Origin of the sequence: Nannocystis punicea, assembly GCF_026965555.1 — a bacterium.
Classification (GTDB): Bacteria; Myxococcota_A; Polyangia; order Nannocystales; family Nannocystaceae; genus Nannocystis; species Nannocystis punicea.
Genome location: NZ_CP114040.1, coordinates 9,638,955 through 9,657,838, shown reverse-complemented (window position 1 = coordinate 9,657,838; position 18,884 = coordinate 9,638,955). Strand labels below are relative to the sequence as shown.

Sequence of the window (18,884 nt, the reverse complement as noted above, 5' to 3'; positions counted from 1 at the left end):
CTGCTCGGGCGAGCTGCTGCGTTCTTCCGGCGTGGCGGCGTGGCGGGTCGACGCGCTCGAGGCGCGGGCGAGCGGTCGACCGGGCGAGGGTATACTCGCGCGGATGTCCGAGCCCGGTGACTGGGAGCTCGCGCGGGCCTGGCGCGACAAGGAGGCGGGCGCCGGCGACGTGCTGGTCTCCCGGCACTACCGCGAGATGTCGCGGTTCTTCTGCAACAAGGTCGCCGGCGGCGACGACCCGGCCGACCTCGTGCATCAGACCTTCCTCGGCGCGCTCGAGTCGCTGCCGCAGTTCCGCGGCGAGACGAGCTTCCGGCGCTACCTCTACGCCGTCGCCCACAACGTGCTGCACGCCTACATCCGCAAGCGATACAAGCGGCAGCGCGAGCTCCTCGACTTCACCGAGCTGTGCGTCGACGACCTCGCTCCGGCCTCGCCGAGCTCGATCGTCATGGCGCGGCGCCAGGCCCAGGTGTTCGTCGACGCCCTGCGCCAGCTGCCCCTCCACGACCAGGTCGTGCTCGAGCTGCGGTACTTCAGCGGCCTCACGAGCCGCGAATCGGCGCTGCTGCTCGACATCGCCGAGCCGACGCTGCGCAGCCAGCTCGCCCGCGGCAAGGACCGCCTGCGCGCCGCCATCGCGGCCCGCCTGGCCGCCTCGCCGCCCGCGGCCCCGACCGTCGCGGACCTCGACGCATGGGCCGCCGAGGTCCGCGCGCAGCATGGCTGGACGTCCGACGCGCCGCTCGAAGACGACCCCTGAATCACGTGGCGCCCCCAGGATGCGGCCTGGGGTCGATGGCGAACGACGCCCGCGCACCGCCCATCCGGCGCCGTTGAGCCTCGCGGGGCGTGCCTCGGCCTCGCTCGTTCACGGACCATCGAGGCCGAGCCTGCCGATCCGGCCAGGTCGTGCGCCGCCCGCTGTCCGAACGGAATCATCACACCGACGAATTCACGACACATGTCCTCATGGACATGTCGCGCTCGTCGAGCGCGGCGCCGGCCGTGCCCCAGCAGGAGCATGCCCAGCCAGCCGGGCCCGGAGCTCACGACGTCTCATGCTTGCTCCGCTGTCGTTGGGTCCCGCGAGGAGCGGCCCTGCACGGCCGGTGAGGACGCGCGCGTGAACACCCACCGGGCGGGTCCAGCGAGTCGGACGGCACCGCCGAGTCGGGGTCCTTCGGAGGAGCATTCGGCGACCCCTGCACGTGCGGCAGGACGAGCCGCGAGCGCGCGAGCGCCACTCGTCGCGCGAAGGATTCCGCCTCGTTCAGGCGAACGCCACGCCCCTCGGAGGCCCGGACGGGCCCCGCCGTGGCGAACGCGCGGACGGCGAGCGGACAATTTCGAGCGCAGTACGCATCCGCATGGGATGGAGTCGCAGGTCGGGTCGTGATACCGACAACTACATGCTCCGCCCTGGAATGCGCCATCTCTGTGCCACCGCCCTGATCACCTCCCTCGCCGGCTGCGGCGACGACGGCACCGGCGTCGTCTCGATCACCGCCGGCGTCAGCACGACCACGAGCACCAGCCAGGGTTCGAGCGGGGTCGACACGCAGGACCCGACCGGCTCGACCTCTTCGCCGACCAGCAGCACCACCGACAACTCGGCCGGCAGCGACACGAGCGGCCCGACGACCTCGACGACCAGCCCGGTCACCAGCAGCACCACCGACGAGCCCGGCACCTCGACCGGCACCACCGATCCCAGCGGCACCTCGACCGGCACCACCGAGCCCAGCACCGACGGGACCACCGACGACACCACCAGCACCACCGGTCCCCAGCCGTGCGCGGAGGACCAGGTGCAGTGTAGCGGCAACGTCGCGCAGGTCTGCGACGGCATGGGCGGGTTCAAGTCGGAGACGCCGTGCCCCGAGCTGTGCGTCGAGCCGCTCGGCTGCGTCGCCTGCGACCCCGGCGCCACCAAGTGCGACGGCAACCAGGTCCTGGTCTGCAACGACCAGGGCGACGGCTTCGTCGCCGGCGACAGCTGCGACCCGCTGCTCGGCCTGTCGTGCGACGCCAACTTCGGCCAGTGCGTCGGCGCCTGCGCCAACATCGGCACCTCGTACATCGGCTGCGAGTACTACCCCGTCGTCACCCAGCAGCTCGACGTCTTCGTCGGCCCCGCCAACCCCTACGCGGTCGCGGTCGCCAACACCACCGGCAATTCGGCGACCGTGACCGTCCACCGCGGCGCCAACCAGGTCGTGCAGCAGATGGTCGCCGCCAACAGCGTCGCGGTGATCAACCTGCCGTGGGTCACCGAGCTGACCAACGGGACAGGCCCGACGGTGAAGATCACCGACGGCGCCTACCGCCTGCGCTCGACCCAGCCGGTCACCGTCTACCAGTTCAACCCGCTCAACGCCGACGTCACCAACGACGCCTCGCTCCTGCTGCCGGTCAACACCTGGACCGGCAACTACCTCGTCGCCGCCTGGAACCACTGGAACCCCTACCCGGGCTTCATCTCGATCACCGCGCACGAGGACGGCACCGTCGTCAACGTCAAGGCGCCCAAGAACGGCGTGCCGACCCAGGCCGGCGGCGGCGTCGACGCCCAGGGCAACGGCAACAACATCACGCTCAACGACGGCGACGTCCTGCAGATCACCACGGCCAACGGCGGCGACCCGACCGGGTCGATCGTCACCGCCAACAAGCCGGTCCAGGTGATCGGCGGCCACGACTGCACGCAGGTCCCGATCGGCATCACCGCCTGCGATCACCTCGAGGAGTCGATGTTCCCGATCGAGGCGCTGGCCAAGAAGTACATCGTCGCCCCGCCGGTGCAGCAACCCAACAACGCGCTCGAGAAGGCCGTCATCGTCCGCATCGTCGCCAGCGAGGACAACACCACGCTCACCTTCACGCCCGACCAGCCGGTCAACAAGGTCCTGGCCAAGGCCGGCGACTTCGTCGAGATCGGCCAGAGCACCAACAAGTACGTGGTCGAGGCCGACAAGAAGATCCTCGTCACCGAGTACATGGTCGGCCAGAGCGCCGGCTACGGCACCTCCGACCCGGCGATGCTGGTCGCGGTGCCGAGCGAGCAGTTCCGCTCGAGCTACCTCTTCTACGCCCAGACCGGCTGGCAGGCCAACTTCGTCGACATCATCGCCCCCAACAACTCGACGGTCCAGGTCGACGGCGCCGCGGTCAACAACTTCACCGCCATCGGCGCCAGCGGCTACTCGCTCGCCCACGTCAAGCTCAGCAACGCCGGCAACGGCAGCCACACCGTCACCTCCGACACCAAGGTCGGCATCAGCGTGTACGGCGTGATCGACTTCGGCAGCTACTGGTACCCGGGCGGCCTCGACCTCGACGTCATCCCGCAGTGACCCAATGGTCCTTTGGACATGTTCATGAGAACATGTCCCTTGGGCCATTGACTTGGCCGTCAATACTGCGTGCGACAGACCCCGGCCGGCCCGTCCGCGATCGGATCGCAGAACGGCACGGACTCGGGGCAGCCGGGGTCGGCCGCGGACGGATCGCACAGCGGCACGCAGCAGCCCTCGCGGTCGTCGTCCGCGCACCCGGCCTCGTCGGGGAGCCCGGAGACCCGCACGAATTCGCAGCTGAGCCCCTCCGCGCAGCCGCCCTCGCGTCGATCGCAGCCGGCCAGGAATTCGCCCGCGCCCGCGGCCACGCACTGCCCCTTGCCCGCGGCCGTCCGGGCCGGATCTGCGGCCGGCAAGCACGTCGACCCCGTGGGGCAGTCCTGCGCGACGAGGTCGCAGTCGCCACCGCACACGCGGATGCGCGCGCAGCCCGAGCCCGGGGCGCACTCCCGGGTGGCGTCACACTCCGCGGTGCAGACGCCGCCGACGCACCGCGCCCCGGCCTCGCAGGCGCGCGTCGGGCCGTCGTCCGAGCACGTCGCGCCGAGCGGCGCCGGCTGCTCGACCTGCGGCTCGCAAGCGTTCCAGATCGTGCACTGCTGGCCCAAGGGACAATCCTGGGCTTCGAAGGTGCAAGCCGGGACGAGTCGGAGGTCGAGGCGCGCCCCCTGGTCGAGGGAATCACGCCAGACGATCTGGTGCAGGCCCGGACCGAGGACGATCGTTCGCGGCGGGTTCGGCGGCAGATTCGTCGCCAGGGTCCACGGCCCCTCGTCGGCCAGGTGCTCCCAGACAAAACCGTGAGGCGCGCACCGACGCAGGCTCAGAGTGTTCGCGGCCGGCGTCGACCCCGAGAGCGTGTACACCCCGGCGTGGCGGGGCTCGACGACGAAGGTCCACTCGACCAGCCCGCCGGGCGGATCGCCCTCGCTCGCGCGCGCGAAGTCGTCGACGACCTGCGGATCGCCGCAATCCATGTCGGCCTGCAGCAGGATCCCGCCCGCCGGCCCGGCGACGGGGGCCGCCGGCGCGTCGCACTCGAGCTGCGCAGGCGTGTACGTCGACAGCGGGCCGCGCAAGTACGCCGAATAATCGTCGGTCAGCGAGCGGCCGAACCGCGATTGATACCGCTTCCGGACCTCGGCCGGCGGCGTGTCGCGCTCGAGTTCGGCCAGGAAGGCGAGCACCTCCGCCGGCCCATGCTCCGCGAGCATGCCGTGCACGAGGTCCGCGCCGGCGGTATACCCGGGCAGGCCGAGCTCCCCGGACGTCGAGATCGACAACAGGTCGTCGAGCTCGGCGCGGGCGCAGTCCTCGTACGCCAGACAACCGCCGCCGCCGCCGAGCGCGGTCGCCAGCCCCTCCTCGAAGAGCCGCTTGTTGGAGCTCACCAATTGCCGCTGTCGGGCGTGGACGAGCTCGTGGAGGTAGGACCGCTGAAATCCCCCGCCGCTCAAGTACACGATGCTGCGCAGCGCGCAACCCCGCCCCGAAGGGCAGACGCCGATCTGCTCGAGGAGGTCGGACGTCAGCGCCCAGAACGAGATCCGCTCCGAGCTGGCCGCCAGCCCCAGCTCGGCCTCGATCTGCAGGATGCCGCGATCGAGGGCGGCGAGCGTGCCGGGACAGACCTCGTCGACGAGGTCCGTCCCGAGCGAGACCCGCTCCCCGTGCCACTCGAGCGGCGGCCGCGGGTCGTCCGTCGTCGCGCCGCACCCCAGCGACCAGGCCGCCAGCCAAAGTAGCGCCTGTCCGCCGCGCCGGGTGTTTGGGGGCGACTCAATCATGGGACGAGCTCGGATCGTCGAAGTCACAGGATTCCGCGCACAGCAGGAATGCTTTCATGCGGGGATCATCCTCCGGAGTATCATCACTGATGCGCGGCCCTTTTCGTTGAAACAAAGGACGCGGGCCGCGAGAGCGCATCGAGCCATTGTGCCTCCATACCAGAGATCGAGCGAAGCGTGCACGCGAGCCGGCGAAGTGGCCAGGGCGGTGGTCGTGCCATCGCGGTGAACGGCATTGGCATCGGCAGCGCGAAGCCGAGGTCGTCCATGCTCACACCCGCGAGGCACGCCACCGGATGTGCTACCGTCGGGCGTCGCTTCATGCTGCTGCGATCGACCTTCGCGGGCCTGCTGGCCGTCGCCCAGGTGCCCGAGTCGTCGCCGCCGGCGGACCATGCCGCGATCACCTGGCGGGCACCGGCGTCCTGTCCCGCTCGCAGCGCGCTGCTGCAGGCGATCGAGACCCGGCTCGGGCGGCCGTTGCGGGCCGGCGAGCTGGCGATCGACGGCGCGGTCACGACCCACGCGAATCCGCCGCCGTATCGCCTGCGCCTGCGCCTGCGCGCCGGTGGGCCCGAGGAGTCGCGCACGCTGACCGCGACGACCTGTGCGGCGCTCACGGACGCGACCGCAGTCCTGGCGGTGACGGCGATCCGCGCGTCCTCGGTCGAGCCGGCCGCGCCGTCGCGCGCGCCCGTGCCGACCGCGCCGTCGCGCGCCGCTCGAGCGCCTCGACGCGAGTCTCCTGGCGCGGGACCGGCGGGAGAGGCCGCAGGCGCGCCGCAGGCCGAGGCGGGCGCGAGCGGGGCAGGGGACGCGCCGCCGAGCGAAGTGGAGGGCGCGCCGCCGGCCGGGGACGCGCCGCCGGGCGATGCCGGGGACGCGCCGCCGAGCGAAGTGGAGGGCGCGGCGGAGGTCCAAGTGGTGGAGGCGCCGGAGAGCGCGTCGGCGGAGGGCCCCGCGGCCACGGACGTGCCCGTGTCGGCGCCCTGGACCGCGGAGCAGCGGCAGCTCGAGGCGGTTCTTGCCGAGCCGCCGAAGTCGAGGCCGCGGCGCGCGATCGGGGGCTTCGTGCGGGTCCAGGGCGGTCCCGAGATCGGCGCGCTGCCCGGGGTCACCGGCGCGGTCGGCCTGGCGGTCGGGCTGCTGTGGCGGTGGGCCCGGCTGGAGCTGCACGGCGTCTACCTCGCGCCGAGCACCGCCACGACCCCCCTCGGCGAGCTGCGGGCCTCGCTCGCCGCCGCGTCCGTGCTCGGCTGCGCGCGACCGGGCCGCGGGCGCGTCGAGGTCCCGCTGTGCGGCGGCCTCGAGCTCGGCGGCATGCGCGGAGCTGCGCGCGACCTCCCCGACGCGCGCACGACGACCGTCCCGTGGCTCGCGGCGGTCGCCGGGGCCGGCGTCGCAGTGCGGCTGGGCGAGCGCTTCAGCCTGTGGGGAGCGCTGCAGCTGGTCGCAGGGCTCGTCCGGCCGGGCTTCGAGGTGCGCGATCCGGGCCCCCCGGTGCCGCTGTTCACGCCCGCGCCGGCGTCCGGCCGGCTGCTCTTCGGGGTCGAAGTACGGCTCCGCGATCCGCGGTGACGGATGGCCGCGCGTGCCGGGCAATCGATTCGGAGCAGCATGCAAGCGTCCTCTCCCACCGATCCGCACGTCGAGCGCGCGCGCGAGTTCCACGCGATCTACCGCCGCGAGTTCGAGTTCGTGTGGGCGTCGGCGCGGCGCTTCGGCGTCCCGCCGGAGGCGGTCGACGACGCGGTCCAGGAGGTGTTCCTCACCGCGTACCGCCGGCTGGACCACCTCGATTACGAGGTCTCGCCGCGGGCCTGGCTGTACGGCGTGACCCGCAGGGTCGCCTCTCACTACCGGCGCAGCGCGTCGCGGCGGGCCCGTCGGGCGGAGGCGCTGCGCCTCCTGCCGCCGCCGTCCGAGTCGCCGCAGCAGCGCGTCGACGCCGCGCAGCAGCTCGACCACCTGCTCGGCCGGCTCGGCCCCGGTAACCGGACCGTGTTCGAGATGGTCGAGCTGCTCGGCATGAGCGGGCCCGAAGTCGCGGCCGAGCTCGGGCAGCCGCTCAACACCGTGTACTCGCGGCTACGCCTCGCGCGGGCCCAGCTGCAGGCGCTGGTGAGTCCGCAGGAGCTGGAGGCCCGCGTGGCCGCCGAGCGCGAGCGCCACACGCCGCCGCCGGAGGCCGCGCAGCGCAACTGGGCGCTGGTGCTGCCGCTGCTCGGCGAGCCGGCCGCGAGCGTCGGTCTCGGCGCGTGGTTCACGGCGCGCGCGTGGTTCGCCACCACGCTCGTCACGGCCGCCGGAGGCGCGCTCGTCGTGGCGCTCGCCCGCGGCGGACCCGAGCCCGAGCCGTCGGCCGAAGCTCCGTCCATCCCGGCGGTCGTCGCCACCCATGCCGCGGACGCGGCCGCGCCGGAGTCCGACGCTCTCGCCCGCGAGGTCGAGCTGCTCGATCAGGCCCGACTCGCCGCCGACGCGCCGGCACGCGCGCTCGAGCTCCTGGCCCGGCACGCCCGCGAGTTCCCGCGCGGCGCCCTGGCGGACGCCCGCGAGGCTGCGCGGGTCGAGGCGCTCTGTCATCAGGGCCAGGTCGAGGCCGCGGAGTCGGCGGCGCGCGGGCTGCTCGTGGGGCACCCCGGTTCAGCGATCGCCCGTCGTCACGAAAATTATCGCTGCACCGATGACGGGCCGCCGCGGGTGCCGGGCAAGTGATGAGCATGAACTTCTTCACCCGCATTTCCTTATCGATCCCCGCAATCGTCCTCGTCGCGCTCGTGGCTCCCGGGTGCGTGCTCCACACCAAGGTCGGCGCCAACCCCGTCGACGGCTCGGACACCGATGGCTCGTCGTCGTCGGACCCCGGCGAGACGGAGACCGGCGCCGGCGAGACGGAGACCGGCGCCAGCGAGACGGAGACCAGCGCCGGCGAGACGGAGACCGGCGGGCCCGCCCCCACTGACTCCGCGACCACCGGCTTCTCGCCCTCCGCCTGCGAGGCCCCCGATCCCGCGGCCCAGGCCTCGGTGACGATCGACTTCGGCGACTGGCCGATCGACGTCGACACGTACCCCGAGGAGAAGCACATCAGCGCCGGCGACTGCGCCGTGCAGTCCGTGGCCGACGGGGGCGGCACTATCGACATTGCCCTCCGCTGCAGCGAGGGCGAGCTCGTCGACATGCCGATCGCCCTGCGCGTCACGGGCCCGGCCGACTTCATCGTCGAGGTCGTCGTCGGCGACGCCGTCGAGCTCGCCGCGTTCTGGAAGGGGGACGGCATCGACATCGTCGGCGGCAGCTGGTTCACCCTGCGCGGCGCGAACAAGTCGCTGCTGCTCGCCGGTCTCGACCTCGACGTCGCCGATCGTCCGCAGGCCAACCTCGCCCCGCTGACGATCGAAGTCGACGACAACATCTGCGAGCCGCTCTGCGAGCCTGATTGCGCCAACCCCAACGCGGATCTGGTCGAGCGCCTGGGGCTCGTGTTCACCCACGAAGGCGGCCCCAGCTTCGAACTCCTCGACGAGAACCGCGGCCAGCTGCTCGCCGGCGGAGAGCGCTACGACATCGTCGTCGGCCAGGCCGAGATCTGGACCTGCATCAATTGCGGCCCGAGGTATCGCTGGATCGTCCGCCAGGCCGACCAGGAGTAGCGATATCGGCGAAGCGGGGCCGGCTCCTGCCAGCCGGCCGCGCCCGGCGCCGTCGGACCCGATGGGGCAACATTTTCAACGGCGCCTTCCAGACTCCGCGGGCTCGGCGCTCCGGGACAAAGCTGCGAGCCGCGCGTGGGATTCACGCGGGAGAGAGCGCCGCGCGAGGCCCTCGCCCGCGCGGGGACGAGCTCGCGCAGGCGCTTCTGCGGGCGCGTACGGGCGCGAGGAACGAAAGATGTCTCGAAGGACAGGTAAGTGACGGCCGTCCGTGGCGATCGGGGCCGCGCGGGTCGCGGGAGCCACTGGGATGGGCGACGCAGGCGTCGCCAATGGGTAGAGGAAGCGGTTCACGGGGCGCTTCGCCGCGAGCGACGCGCGGTGTGCGAGCGAGAATCGGGCCGTTCGCTGCACGAAGAGAAATGATCGCGTCACGGCTGACGGACCGCCGCGGTGCCGGGCAAGTGATGGGCATGCGACCCATCCCCGGCAAACCCTCATCGACCCTGGCATCGACGCTCTTCGCGCTCCTTCTGGCTCCCGCGTGCGGGGAGAGCGGGGGGAGCGGGGACGCGACGACGGAGCCGACGACCGCCGGCTCGACGATCACGGAGGAGACGAGCGAAGCGACGACGGAGCCGACGACGGCGGCGACGGTGACGAGCGAAGCGACGACGACGGCGACGGCCGGCGAGACGACCTCTGCGACGAACGAGACGACGGGGGAGACGACCGGCGGCTCGACGATCGAGGAGGACTGCGCGGCGTACTGCGACAAGACCCAGGCGTGCATGGCCCGGCGGCCCGATCCGGGCTGTGCGTCGGCCTGCGCGGCGGAGCTCGGCTTCGACGAGGGGGAGTGCCTGGACGCGACGCAGGCGTACCTGCAGTGCCTCGCGGGATCGACGTGCGAGGACTTGATGGGACTGATCGACCCCGATCTACCCTGGCCATGCGACGACTTGAACGACGTGTTCGAGTCGCTCTGCTTCCCCGGGACGTGCGGGGCGGCGTTCGGCGGCGACGTGGAGGGGACCGTGTGCTCGGCCGAGATCCTCTGCCCGGACGAGCCGACGAAGACGATGGAGTGCGACCAAGACGAGTGCGTATGCTCGATCGACGGCGTGCCGACCGGCGTGACGTGCCCGGCGATGGGGGTGTGCGCGACGCACGAGGCGTTGCCCGACAAGGCGAGCGAGTGCTGCGGGTTCAGCGTGTGAATTCGCGGGTCCCGGCGACGGGCGTCCCGCGGTGACCGCGATACGGCCGCCGTGCCCGCACGAGCCGCGAGCGCCGGTATCACCAGAGCACGGCGCGAACGCATCTTCACGTCGACGAGTCGCCGTGGCGGGTCGTCCGCGCCTCGGCGGTGATGTTGCCAGGGAGGGCGTCGGGGGCCGTCGGGGGCGGCTCCCCGGGAGCGCCGATCGCAGTCGTGTCGGTCGTGGCCTCCACTGCGACAGGAATGCCACGAGTGATGGAGCAGGACCGTGCGCGTAGCTGCAGTCACGAAGCGGATGTCCCGAAGGACAGGCTCGGCGCACTCCTGTGAATGGTGCAGCCGTGGCCCATCGCGCGCACCCGGGCCGGGGCGGAGAGCCCGGCCCGGGGCGCGACGGAGCGGGCGCGTCACTGGCAGGCGAGGTGGACGTCGACGATGTCGCCGACTCGCTCGCGGCCGAGGTCGTCGCGGAAGGTGAAGGCGGCGCGCTCGATCTCGCAGTTGGCGCGGCCGTCGCAGCGGCTGTCCTCGCGGTAGGTCAGGCTGATCTCGACGATGCCGGCGGCGCTCATCGGGGTGAGCTCGAAGGCGGTGGAGCGGCGGTCGGCGTCGCCGTCGGCCCACAGGACGAGGCGGGCGAAGTCGGGGTCGGCGGCGGTGAGCTTGCCGTCGCGGTTTTGGTCGAGCTCGGCGAGCGCCTGGAAGCCGTTGTCGGCCAGCACGCCGCGGCGCAGGCGGACGGCGCTGCCGAACAGCTCGCGGCCGGTCTCGATCGCGCCGGAGCCGTCGCGGTCGAGGGCGAGCCACGGGGTCTCGGCGGTCGGCCAGTCGGTGGCGCCGCACTGCGGCCCGAGGTCGAAGGCGGCGGCCGAGCTGTCGTAACGGACAGGTCCGCCGCCGAAGCTCAGCACCAGCGGGGTGCTCGTCTCGGAGTCGCCGCCGCACTCGTCGATCAGGACGGGCACGCCCTGCTCGTTGAGCTGGCACGAGGTGCAGCCGTCGTCCTGCTGACCCGGGACGCACTGGAAGTCGGCGCGACAGGGGCCCCAGAAGTAATGGTACTCGGGCTCGGCCCAGTCGATGGCGCAGTACTGGATGCCGCCGTCACAGGCGCGCGAGTCGCCGTAGGCCTCCTCGTTGCAGGAGCCGTCGTTCGGCTGGGAGGAGGTGGTCGAGGTGGCGCCCGCGGTGGCGCTGCCCTCGGTGGCGCTGTCCTCGTTGCCCGTGGTCGAGGTGGTCGACTCGGTCGGATCTTCCGCGCCTTGGGTGGTCTCGCCGGTGGTGTCCTCGGGCGCGGTGGTCTGGGAGTCGGCCGCGGAGTCACCAGGCTCGGGCTTGGCGTCGCACGCGACGAGGGGGAGAGCGAGAGCGGCGAAGGTGAAGGCAGCGCGGAAGGTGGCGGGCATGCCGGCGCTCAAAGCGAGGAGCGTGCCACGCCGAGATCGTTGAATAATTCCGAAATTGGTCCGACGGCCTCGCCGGTACCCGTGGCGGGCCTCTGACGGGCGTGTCACGGGCGGGCCGCCGGGGGCGACGCGGCGGTCACTCGGGGCTCGCTCACGGAGCGGACCTGCGCCTCGGCGAGACCGCGAGGGAGCGCATCGCCTGCCGGCAGGACCCTCCTGGTCTGTTTCTGAAATTATCAGGGACCGCGGGTGGAGCCGCGGGCTCAGCGGGCGAGGCGAGCGTAGCGGGCCAGGAGCTGCGCGACGGCCCAGAGCTGGCGATCGACGGCGTGACCCCAGAGCTCGCGGTGGCGCCCGTCCCGGGTCACCTCGAGGGACAGGAAGGTCGGATGGTAGGCGCCGGACCGGGTCATGTCCGGACCGACGAACCAGAAGTGCATCTCGTCGAGCAGGGCGAGCAGGCGTGCGACCTGGCGGCGCGTGAGGTGCACGCGCCGCGCCGCCATCAGCCAGGGCCGTTCGCTGTCGCACCAGTTCAGCTTGCGAAAGACCAGAGTGCCGCTGCCGCGCGGATGCACGACCACGCGATGCGCGGTCGGTCGCTTCCACCCCGGCTCGACGAGCATGCGGATGACGTGGGTGTCTGCGGCGGGGACGAGGGGCCGCTCGCGCATCTTGCCGAGACAACCCTCGGCGAGCTCGCCGCGGGCGCTCCGCTGCTCGAGGGTCGCTGCGCTCGCGCAGCCGGTCAGCAGCACGAGGGCGAGCAGCAGCCTCACGGCGCGCGCTCCGGGATCGCCACGACCTGCGGAGTGAGCACCTCGGCGAGGTATCCGCGGCCGAGCTCGCCGCGCCGCTCGCCGCCCCAGCACGTGACCGTGCCGTCGTACAGGAGGGCACAGGCGACGCGCGAGCCGGTGTCGACGTCCCTGGCCGACTCGGCGCCAGGGACCGGCGCAGGGTCGGTGTGGCCGCATACGACGCCTCTTTCGTTCCACACGGCGCAGTGCGGCCGCTCGCGCAGGAAGAACTCGTCGGGGTCGACGTCGAACTCGCGTCGCCTGGCGCCGAAGCAGCGCGTGCGCCCGCCCTCGAAGCCGAGGCAGACGTCGTGGCGATCGGCGATCAGGTGTTCCACGCGCGACGGCCGTCGCGTGTGGCCGAAGCGCGTCGGAGTCGCGACGTGAGGCATGCACGCGTTCACCGGGTAGCGCGCGCGGTCGGGCGCGGCGCCCCAGCACCACACATCGCCGCGGCGATCGAGCGCGCACACCGTCGTGTCGAAGACGCCGATCTTGATGACATCGCGGAGCCCCGCGACGGGGCCCGGGGCGACGTCGACGCCGATCGGCCCGATGCCGACTTGACCGCGCTCGTTGTGGCCCCAACACAGGACGCGCCCGCTGCGGCCGAGCGCGCACAGATGGTGCGAGCCCGCAGCGATCGCGGTGGCGGGTTCGGGGAGCGGGATGCGCACGCGCGGATCGTCGCCGACGGGCCGTGGGATCCCGAGAGTCCCGCTCAGCCAGTCCGTGTGCACGCCGGCGCAGTGCACCGCGCCGTCGATGCGGAGCTCACAGACGTCGAGCTCGGTGGTGACGCGCTGGACGAGGTCGTCGCCGCAGTCGTCGGGCCACGGCCGGGTGTCGCCGCACACGCGGATCCGCGGCCCGAGCTCGACGATGCGGGCGACGTGGTCGTGCCTGCCGGAGCAATTCTCGGGCGCCGACAACGCGGAGTCGTGGAGGTTGGCGAGGCACAGGCGAGTGCCGTCGCCGATTCGCTCGTCGTGATGCCGGCACGGCTCGCCGCCGTCGTCGCAGGCGTAGCTCCCGTCCTCGAGGCGGACGAGGACGACGCTCTGCGACATGGCGAGCGTGGTGGGCGGGCGCGGGAAGGTGAGGCGGTCATCGTCGCGGACTTCCCGGCCGAACCGGAAGACCGAGCCGTCGGCGAGGAGCGCGGCGTAGCCGGCGTCGAACGCTGCGGTGCCGTCGATGGCGCGCGCCGGCTGGTCGACGTCGATGCGACGCGGCACCGTGAACATGTCCTCATCGACCTGTCCCCAACACCATAGGGCTCCTTCCTGGTCGATCGCGCAGGTCGAGGCGCGGGCGGCCGCGAGCCCGATGGCGCGCAGCTCGACGAGCCCGCCGGCGGCCTCGCGCGCGCGGTCGACCGCGTCCGCCCAGGCCTGGAGGTCGTGACTGCGGGCGCACTGCATCTCGGGGGCGGACAGGTCGACGCGAGCGCAGCCGAGGAGCAGGAGACAGAGACATGAGCCGCCGCGGCGCCGGTGCACAGCCCACCTTAGGCCGAGGTCGCAGGCGGCGGCGTCGGACGTCGCACGGACGACCGCAGGTCGACGCGGGGCTCGCTCACCCGCGGCGCTTGACCAGCGCGAGGCCGAGGCCGAGCACGAACAGGAGGAAGCGGCCCGCGTCGCCGGGCTCGCCGCCGTTGCTGCTGCACGCGCAGCCCTTGTCGCCGTCGTCCTCACCGCCGGTGGCGCTGTCGCCGGTGGTATCGCCGGTGGTGTCGCCGGTGGTGTCGCTGCCGGCGCTGGTCGTCGGGCCCTCGGTCGGATCGCCGGTCGTCTCCGCGCCGCCGGTCTCCTCGTCGCCCGTCGTCGCCTCGTCGCTGGCGCAGGCGCTCCCCGGCACGCCCTCGGCCTCGGTCCAGTCCGGCTCGGCCGGGGTGTCGACGGTCTGTTCGATGTCGTCCTTGCGGAAGAAGCACGGCTGGCACAGCGTGAACGGCTCGGCGGCGTTGTTGGCGAGGTCGATCGCGCGGACCTCGAGGCACACGTCCTCGAGCGGATCGTTGCCCGCGAGCTGCGCGGCGGTCACCGACAGGCTGACCACCAGCGACTCGCTGTCGGCGCGTACGGTCCTGCGGAAGCCGGCGTCGCCCTCGCCGTCGGGGTCCCAGGCGACCGTGAACAGCGTGGGGACCTCGCCGGGGCCGGGCCCGACCTGATCGAGGTGGACGTAGAACGTCAGGTCGCTGTCGCTCTGGCAATCACCGCCGCCCGACACGAAGTCGCGGTGATCGTAGATGCCGACCAGCGCCTGGTCGACGACCGGCACCGGGGCGGCGAGGTCGTGCGGCCCGGCGGTATAGGTGAGCGTGGTGATCTCGCAGTCGGGGCAGAAGCTGCCGGAGACCACCACGGTCTGGCCTTCCATCGGCGCCGGCTCGACGAACGCGGCCAGCCCGGGGACGTCGTTGTTCCACGGGGCCGTGACCAGCGTCGCGGGTTCGCCGTCGACCGTGACCGTGACGTCGTCGGTGATGATGATGCTGAAGCCGTCGAACAGCAGCGCGGCGTTGCCCGGATGGGTGCCGCCCTCGACCGGCAAGGTGCCTTGGACCGCCGGGTCGGCCGGCGAGCACGCCTCCGACACGCGCGGGGCGACAAGCGAAAGGACACACGCGCCGACGACCGCGGTGCCCTGGATGAAGCGACGAAGGAGAGGGGTCTTGCGCATGCCCGGCGCAGATTGCAGCGCCCGGGCCATGGTGAGGTTGTCTCGCCGTTACGGGGAGTTGCACGCCTGCCGAGGGCCCGCTTGTGCGCTCCCCCATGGCACGGCTGTCCCGGTCGCGGCGCCGTCGTCCTCGCAGGAGCTGTCGCTGCCGTCCGCCCCTCTCGTACGGCAATGCGGTCGACATCCCCACGTGCGACCTGGCAGGTCGGCGTCGGCCCGCACACGGTCTTCGGCGAGCGCCAGTTCGCGGACCGGCCTCGGCGACCTCCGCGACCGCGCCAGCCGCGACTGTGGACGCTGGCTCGCAGCTCCCAGCGTGAGCTCGCGGCCGAAACATGTCTCGAAGGCCATGTCAGGCCTCGCCCTCAAGGAGCGACGACGGGGAGCTCGATCGCGCAGGGGGCGGAGAAACTCAGCGAGCGCGGCCCCTCGGCGGGGACGCGCTCGAAGGTGTCGGCGTCGGCGCCGGCGAGCGAGACCCGCAGCGTCGCGCCGGGCGGCAGCTCGAATGCGATGGCCCGCAGACGCACCTCGACGTCGCCGCCACGAATGCGCGCGACCCCCTCGGTGAGCAGCCGCATCGGCCCCTCCGCGAGCTTCGCCTCGAGGTAGACGAAGAGCGCGGACTCCTCGCCGTCCGGCGTGACCCGGCAGCGCAGCACCGGCGCGCCGAAGACCGACAGCGCATCCGCGAGCGGCGCGTGGTCGAAGGACAGGAGCCCCCGGGCCTTCGCGCGGTCGCCTGTGTCGACCGGGCGCAAGAGGCCGGTCACCCAGCGGTTCTTCGTCCCCGTGGTCGCCTGGAAGTCGACGTCGAGCCGCGCCGCGAGCGGGGCCTCCCCGCGTACCAGCTCCCCGCCCGTGGCCAGCGAATAGGCCGCGGGGCGCGTCGTGGGCCACGCGTCTGCCTCGCGCCACACCTCCGCGCCGGCGACCCAGTAGCGACGCTTCGGGGCAGGCGGCGCCGTCCCTTTCAAGTGGCGGTCGAAGAACGCGACGACGGCGTCGAGGTCCACTGCGGCGCCCTCGCGCGCGCCGAACGGGCTCGCGGATTCGTCTCCCTCGTGCGTCCACGGGCCGATCACCGCCTCCGCCAGGGGCATCGCGCGATCGGCTCGCAAGACCGCGTCGGCCGTGGCGCCGTCCCAGAAGCTGCCCCACAGCGCCACTGCGGCCGTCGTGTTCGCCAGCCTCTCCGCGTGCGCAGCAGGGCCGACCTCCGCGATCGGCACGCCCGCGAACAGATCCGTCGAACCGCGCACGCCGACGACCGCGCCCGCGACGTCGGCGACGCGTCGAGCGCCGAGGATCTCGGCGAGGCCCTGGCCGTCCTCGTCGCCATCGATGGGATGCACGCCGGTCACGATGTACTTCGCCGGCGCGGGGAAGAACGCCGGCACCTGGTTCCGGTCGAGGCTGGCCACGTCCTGGCCCCACGCGGTGATGAAGGACGTGTTGCGCACGCCGCCGGGCGCGAGGAGCTCGTCGAGCAGATCCCACTCGACCTCGCGCGCGAGCACTGCCCGGAGCGCGGGGTTCGTCGTCGTCGCCGACAGCAGCGCGGTCGTGCCTTCGTACGAGACGCCGGTGACGCCGACGCGCCCGTCGCAGAACGACTGCGCCGCGACCCACGCGATCAGATCGCTCGCATCGGCCACCTCGTCGTCGGACCACGGGCGCGGCCAGGTCCCCGCCGACGCGCCCGTGCCCCGGACGTCGGCGACGACGACGCCGTACCCCGCGGCGACGAGCTTGTCGACCGAGGCGTCGCGCGGGCCGATCGGCGGCACGCCGGGCTGATCGGGGAAGAGCGTGGCGAAGCTCCGCCAGTAGCGCGTCTGAAACAGGACCACGGGGACGCGCTCGGCTGGCATGGGCTCGGGGAGGATGACGTCGACGGCGAGCCGCACGCCGTCGCGCATGGCGACCTGCGGGCGACTGACGCGAGCTCCAGGCCGCTCGGGCTGCATGGCCACGAGCACGCCCGCGGCGATGGCGAGGAGCGCCACGAGCACGCCGAGGACGAGCCCGACGATCTTGAGGACGCGTCTCATGACGAAGCTCCCAGCCCGACGCCGAGGACGCCGGTGATCTCGTACGTCAGACGCTCGGCCTCCTCGGGGCTGAGGTCGCCGAGCAGCCCGTCGGTGATCATGCGCGCGAGCCCGTACGTGAGGGCTTGCGCGGCCAGCATCCCCGCGCTGCGAGCGGCGAGCGCGGGGCTCGACACGCCCTGGTGGTCGCGCCCGAGCACGTCGTCCATGGTCCTCTGCGAGACGGCGGCGAGCTGCTGCAGGAGCGGCGACGCGGCGACGACCTCGGCCCGGGTGAGCGCGCGGAAGTAGCCGGGCTCCTCCACTGCGAACCGCACGTAGGCGACGCCGCGCGCGCGCTGCTTCTCCAGCGGATCGGCGACGCGGCCCGCCGCGGCCTCCATGCGCTCGAGCAGGCGCCGCGCTCCGTCCTCGGCGACCGCGACGAGGAGCGCGAGGCGGCTCTCGAAGTGGCGGAACGGCGCGCCCCCGGTCACGCCCAGGCGCTGGGCCAGCGAGGACACCTTCACGGCGTCGACGCCGTCCCGGGCCACGGCCGCGGCCGCGGCGTCGATGAGGGCGCGCCGCAGATCGCCGTGGTGATAGGCGTCCGCGGATTTCTTGTTGAGCCGTCTCCTCACCGGCATGACTGCGCGCACCTGCACGAAGTAAGTTCAGCTTACTTAGCAAGTAAGCCGAACTTACACAAGCCCTCGATGCCCGGGTGGGGGCATCGGGGAGGAGCGGGCGGCGGAGCCGGGTGACGGCGGGGGGCGCAGACCATGAACCGAGGCGAACGGCACGCGCGCTCGGCCCAGTGTTCGGAGGCCGCGTTCGCCCCGGGCCTGCCCGGCTGCGACGCTCGACGGCCTCGACGGACCGGGCTCGAGGGCGGAGCCTGTCCATGACCGCGGGGCGCTCCGACGGCTCGGCGACAGTCACGTCGAATTCGACCGGTGCCTCTACTCCGCGCATGGCGCTTCGTCGGCGCGGCTCCGGGCCGTAACGCCTCGACGGCCGCGCGCGACCGATGCCCCGGCGGTCGGCGTTCGTCACGCCCACGCGAGGTCGTGCATCGTCCGCGGCGCCCGCCCGAGCAGCCGCGCGAGCGTCGGGTCGACCGCCGCAAACTCGCCGGCGCGGCTGGCCCGGAACATCCCGAGCAGCAGCTCGACGCGCGGCGCCGGCAGCTGTAGGGCCAGCATGCGCTCGCGATACGTGACGTCGTCGACGACGACCCGCCGGATCGGCCGACCCGTGCGCTCCGAGGCGATGCGGGCGAGGTCCGCGAGGTCGAGGGCGGCCCCGGCCGTCAACGGCGGCGTGACGCCGGTCAGCCGCTCCGGCTCGGTGAGCACGATCGCCGCGGCCTCCGCGAGGTCGGCGTGCGCTGTCCACGACACCGGCCCGTCCGCGGGCGCCGCCAGCTCGCTGGTCTCCGCCGCGCTGCCGACCACCATCCGCCCGCTCGCCGCGTAGAAGCCATTACGCAGCGCGACGAACGGCACCCCGCTCGCCCCCAGCAGCGCCTCGGTCCGCGCGTGCGCCGGCATCGGCGCGAACGCCGAGTCGAGGCCGGCGCCCATGTGGCTGGTGTAGACGATGCGCCGCGCGCCCGCCGTCTTCGCCGCCTCGATCGCGGTCGCGTGGCGACGCACCGCGAGCTCGCCGACCGCCGCCGCAGAGATGATGAGGACGTCGGTCGCGCCCGCGAACGCGTCCGCCAGCGTCGACGGCTCGTCGAAGTCGCCGTGCCGCACGCGCACGCCGCGATGGGCGAGCGCCCGCACCTTGTCCGGGTCCCGCACGCTCACGCCGATCCGTTCGGCGGGCACACGCGCGAGCAATTGGTCGACGACGAGCGACCCGAGGGTTCCAGAAGCGCCAGTGACGATGAACATGCGTGATCCTTTGTTAGCGCCGCTAACAC

At 72.8% G+C, this 18,884-nt stretch carries 15 protein-coding genes; 6 read left to right on the top strand and 9 right to left on the bottom strand.

All coding sequences use genetic code 11. From position 1 onward, the window contains the following. Nucleotides 1-103 precede the first annotated feature (103 nt). The gene (locus O0S08_RS36875) at nucleotides 104-763 is read left to right on the top strand and encodes an RNA polymerase sigma factor (protein WP_269034152.1); all 660 of its coding nucleotides are present in this window, start codon (nucleotides 104-106) and stop codon (nucleotides 761-763) included. A gap of 664 nt (nucleotides 764-1,427) precedes the next feature. Then, nucleotides 1,428-3,356, top strand: coding sequence for an IgGFc-binding protein (locus tag O0S08_RS36870; RefSeq protein ID WP_269034151.1), 1,929 nt, complete (start codon nucleotides 1,428-1,430; stop codon nucleotides 3,354-3,356). A 59-nt stretch (nucleotides 3,357-3,415) separates the two neighbouring features. Here O0S08_RS36870 and O0S08_RS36865 read toward each other — a convergent pair whose 3' ends face one another. Further along, nucleotides 3,416-5,146, bottom strand: a complete 1,731-nt coding sequence (locus tag O0S08_RS36865) for a hypothetical protein (RefSeq protein ID WP_269034150.1) — start codon at nucleotides 5,144-5,146, stop codon at nucleotides 3,416-3,418. A 321-nt stretch (nucleotides 5,147-5,467) separates the two neighbouring features. On the opposite strand from O0S08_RS36865, the gene O0S08_RS36860 reads away from it, so the two are divergent. The 4 genes from O0S08_RS36860 to O0S08_RS36845 all read left to right on the top strand — a co-directional run bounded on the left by O0S08_RS36860 (nucleotide 5,468) and on the right by O0S08_RS36845 (nucleotide 10,022). After that, entirely contained in the window at nucleotides 5,468-6,724 is a 1,257-nt protein-coding gene (locus O0S08_RS36860; RefSeq protein WP_269034149.1) for a hypothetical protein, read from the top strand. Between the two features lie 39 nt (nucleotides 6,725-6,763). Beyond that, the gene (locus tag O0S08_RS36855) at nucleotides 6,764-7,864 is read left to right on the top strand and encodes an RNA polymerase sigma factor (protein WP_269034148.1); all 1,101 of its coding nucleotides are present in this window, start codon (nucleotides 6,764-6,766) and stop codon (nucleotides 7,862-7,864) included. 5 nt (nucleotides 7,865-7,869) lie between these two features. After that, on the top strand, nucleotides 7,870-8,802 hold the full coding sequence (locus O0S08_RS36850; RefSeq protein WP_269034147.1) for a hypothetical protein: 933 nt from the start codon (nucleotides 7,870-7,872) through the stop codon (nucleotides 8,800-8,802). A 473-nt stretch (nucleotides 8,803-9,275) separates the two neighbouring features. Further along, a complete protein-coding gene (locus tag O0S08_RS36845) occupies nucleotides 9,276-10,022 on the top strand; it encodes a hypothetical protein (protein WP_269034146.1) in 747 nt (248 codons plus the stop codon). A gap of 106 nt (nucleotides 10,023-10,128) precedes the next feature. Here O0S08_RS36845 and O0S08_RS36840 read toward each other — a convergent pair whose 3' ends face one another. The 8 genes from O0S08_RS36840 to O0S08_RS36805 all read right to left on the bottom strand — a co-directional run bounded on the left by O0S08_RS36840 (nucleotide 10,129) and on the right by O0S08_RS36805 (nucleotide 18,855). Continuing rightward, a complete protein-coding gene (locus O0S08_RS36840; RefSeq protein WP_269034145.1) occupies nucleotides 10,129-10,257 on the bottom strand; it encodes a hypothetical protein in 129 nt (42 codons plus the stop codon). A 174-nt stretch (nucleotides 10,258-10,431) separates the two neighbouring features. Next, nucleotides 10,432-11,430: an SPM autocatalytic domain-containing protein gene (locus tag O0S08_RS36835; RefSeq protein ID WP_269034144.1), complete on the bottom strand. Its 999-nt coding sequence runs from the start codon at nucleotides 11,428-11,430 to the stop codon at nucleotides 10,432-10,434. 263 nt (nucleotides 11,431-11,693) lie between these two features. Continuing rightward, nucleotides 11,694-12,209, bottom strand: a complete 516-nt coding sequence (locus tag O0S08_RS36830; RefSeq protein ID WP_269034143.1) for a hypothetical protein — start codon at nucleotides 12,207-12,209, stop codon at nucleotides 11,694-11,696. Beyond that, entirely contained in the window at nucleotides 12,206-13,732 is a 1,527-nt protein-coding gene (locus O0S08_RS36825) for an RCC1 domain-containing protein (protein ID WP_269034142.1), read from the bottom strand. The genes O0S08_RS36830 and O0S08_RS36825 overlap by 4 nt, the downstream gene beginning before the upstream one ends. A 76-nt stretch (nucleotides 13,733-13,808) precedes the next feature. Further along, nucleotides 13,809-14,921, bottom strand: a complete 1,113-nt coding sequence (locus tag O0S08_RS36820; RefSeq protein WP_269034141.1) for an MYXO-CTERM sorting domain-containing protein — start codon at nucleotides 14,919-14,921, stop codon at nucleotides 13,809-13,811. Nucleotides 14,922-15,286: 365 nt separating this feature from the next. Further along, the gene (locus O0S08_RS36815; protein ID WP_269034140.1) at nucleotides 15,287-16,975 is read right to left on the bottom strand and encodes a CocE/NonD family hydrolase; all 1,689 of its coding nucleotides are present in this window, start codon (nucleotides 16,973-16,975) and stop codon (nucleotides 15,287-15,289) included. Further along, entirely contained in the window at nucleotides 16,972-17,601 is a 630-nt protein-coding gene (locus O0S08_RS36810) for a TetR/AcrR family transcriptional regulator (RefSeq protein ID WP_269034139.1), read from the bottom strand. The genes O0S08_RS36815 and O0S08_RS36810 overlap by 4 nt, the downstream gene beginning before the upstream one ends. A gap of 405 nt (nucleotides 17,602-18,006) precedes the next feature. Further along, nucleotides 18,007-18,855: an NAD(P)H-binding protein gene (locus tag O0S08_RS36805; RefSeq protein WP_269034138.1), complete on the bottom strand. Its 849-nt coding sequence runs from the start codon at nucleotides 18,853-18,855 to the stop codon at nucleotides 18,007-18,009. Between the last annotated feature and the right edge of the window lie 29 nt (nucleotides 18,856-18,884).

What these genes read in the sequence shown, in the direction of transcription:
- O0S08_RS36875 (WP_269034152.1), top strand. Translation starts at nt 104, where the DNA reads ATGTCCGAGCCCGGTGACTGGGAGCTCGCGCGGGCCTGGCGCGACAAG.
- O0S08_RS36870 (WP_269034151.1), top strand. Translation starts at nt 1,428, where the DNA reads ATGCGCCATCTCTGTGCCACCGCCCTGATCACCTCCCTCGCCGGCTGC.
- O0S08_RS36865 (WP_269034150.1), bottom strand. Translation starts at nt 5,146, where the DNA reads ATGATTGAGTCGCCCCCAAACACCCGGCGCGGCGGACAGGCGCTACTT.
- O0S08_RS36860 (WP_269034149.1), top strand. Translation starts at nt 5,468, where the DNA reads ATGCTGCTGCGATCGACCTTCGCGGGCCTGCTGGCCGTCGCCCAGGTG.
- O0S08_RS36855 (WP_269034148.1), top strand. Translation starts at nt 6,764, where the DNA reads ATGCAAGCGTCCTCTCCCACCGATCCGCACGTCGAGCGCGCGCGCGAG.
- O0S08_RS36850 (WP_269034147.1), top strand. Translation starts at nt 7,870, where the DNA reads ATGAACTTCTTCACCCGCATTTCCTTATCGATCCCCGCAATCGTCCTC.
- O0S08_RS36845 (WP_269034146.1), top strand. Translation starts at nt 9,276, where the DNA reads ATGCGACCCATCCCCGGCAAACCCTCATCGACCCTGGCATCGACGCTC.
- O0S08_RS36835 (WP_269034144.1), bottom strand. Translation starts at nt 11,430, where the DNA reads ATGCCCGCCACCTTCCGCGCTGCCTTCACCTTCGCCGCTCTCGCTCTC.
- O0S08_RS36820 (WP_269034141.1), bottom strand. Translation starts at nt 14,921, where the DNA reads ATGCGCAAGACCCCTCTCCTTCGTCGCTTCATCCAGGGCACCGCGGTC.
- O0S08_RS36815 (WP_269034140.1), bottom strand. Translation starts at nt 16,975, where the DNA reads ATGAGACGCGTCCTCAAGATCGTCGGGCTCGTCCTCGGCGTGCTCGTG.
- O0S08_RS36810 (WP_269034139.1), bottom strand. Translation starts at nt 17,601, where the DNA reads ATGCCGGTGAGGAGACGGCTCAACAAGAAATCCGCGGACGCCTATCAC.
- O0S08_RS36805 (WP_269034138.1), bottom strand. Translation starts at nt 18,855, where the DNA reads ATGTTCATCGTCACTGGCGCTTCTGGAACCCTCGGGTCGCTCGTCGTC.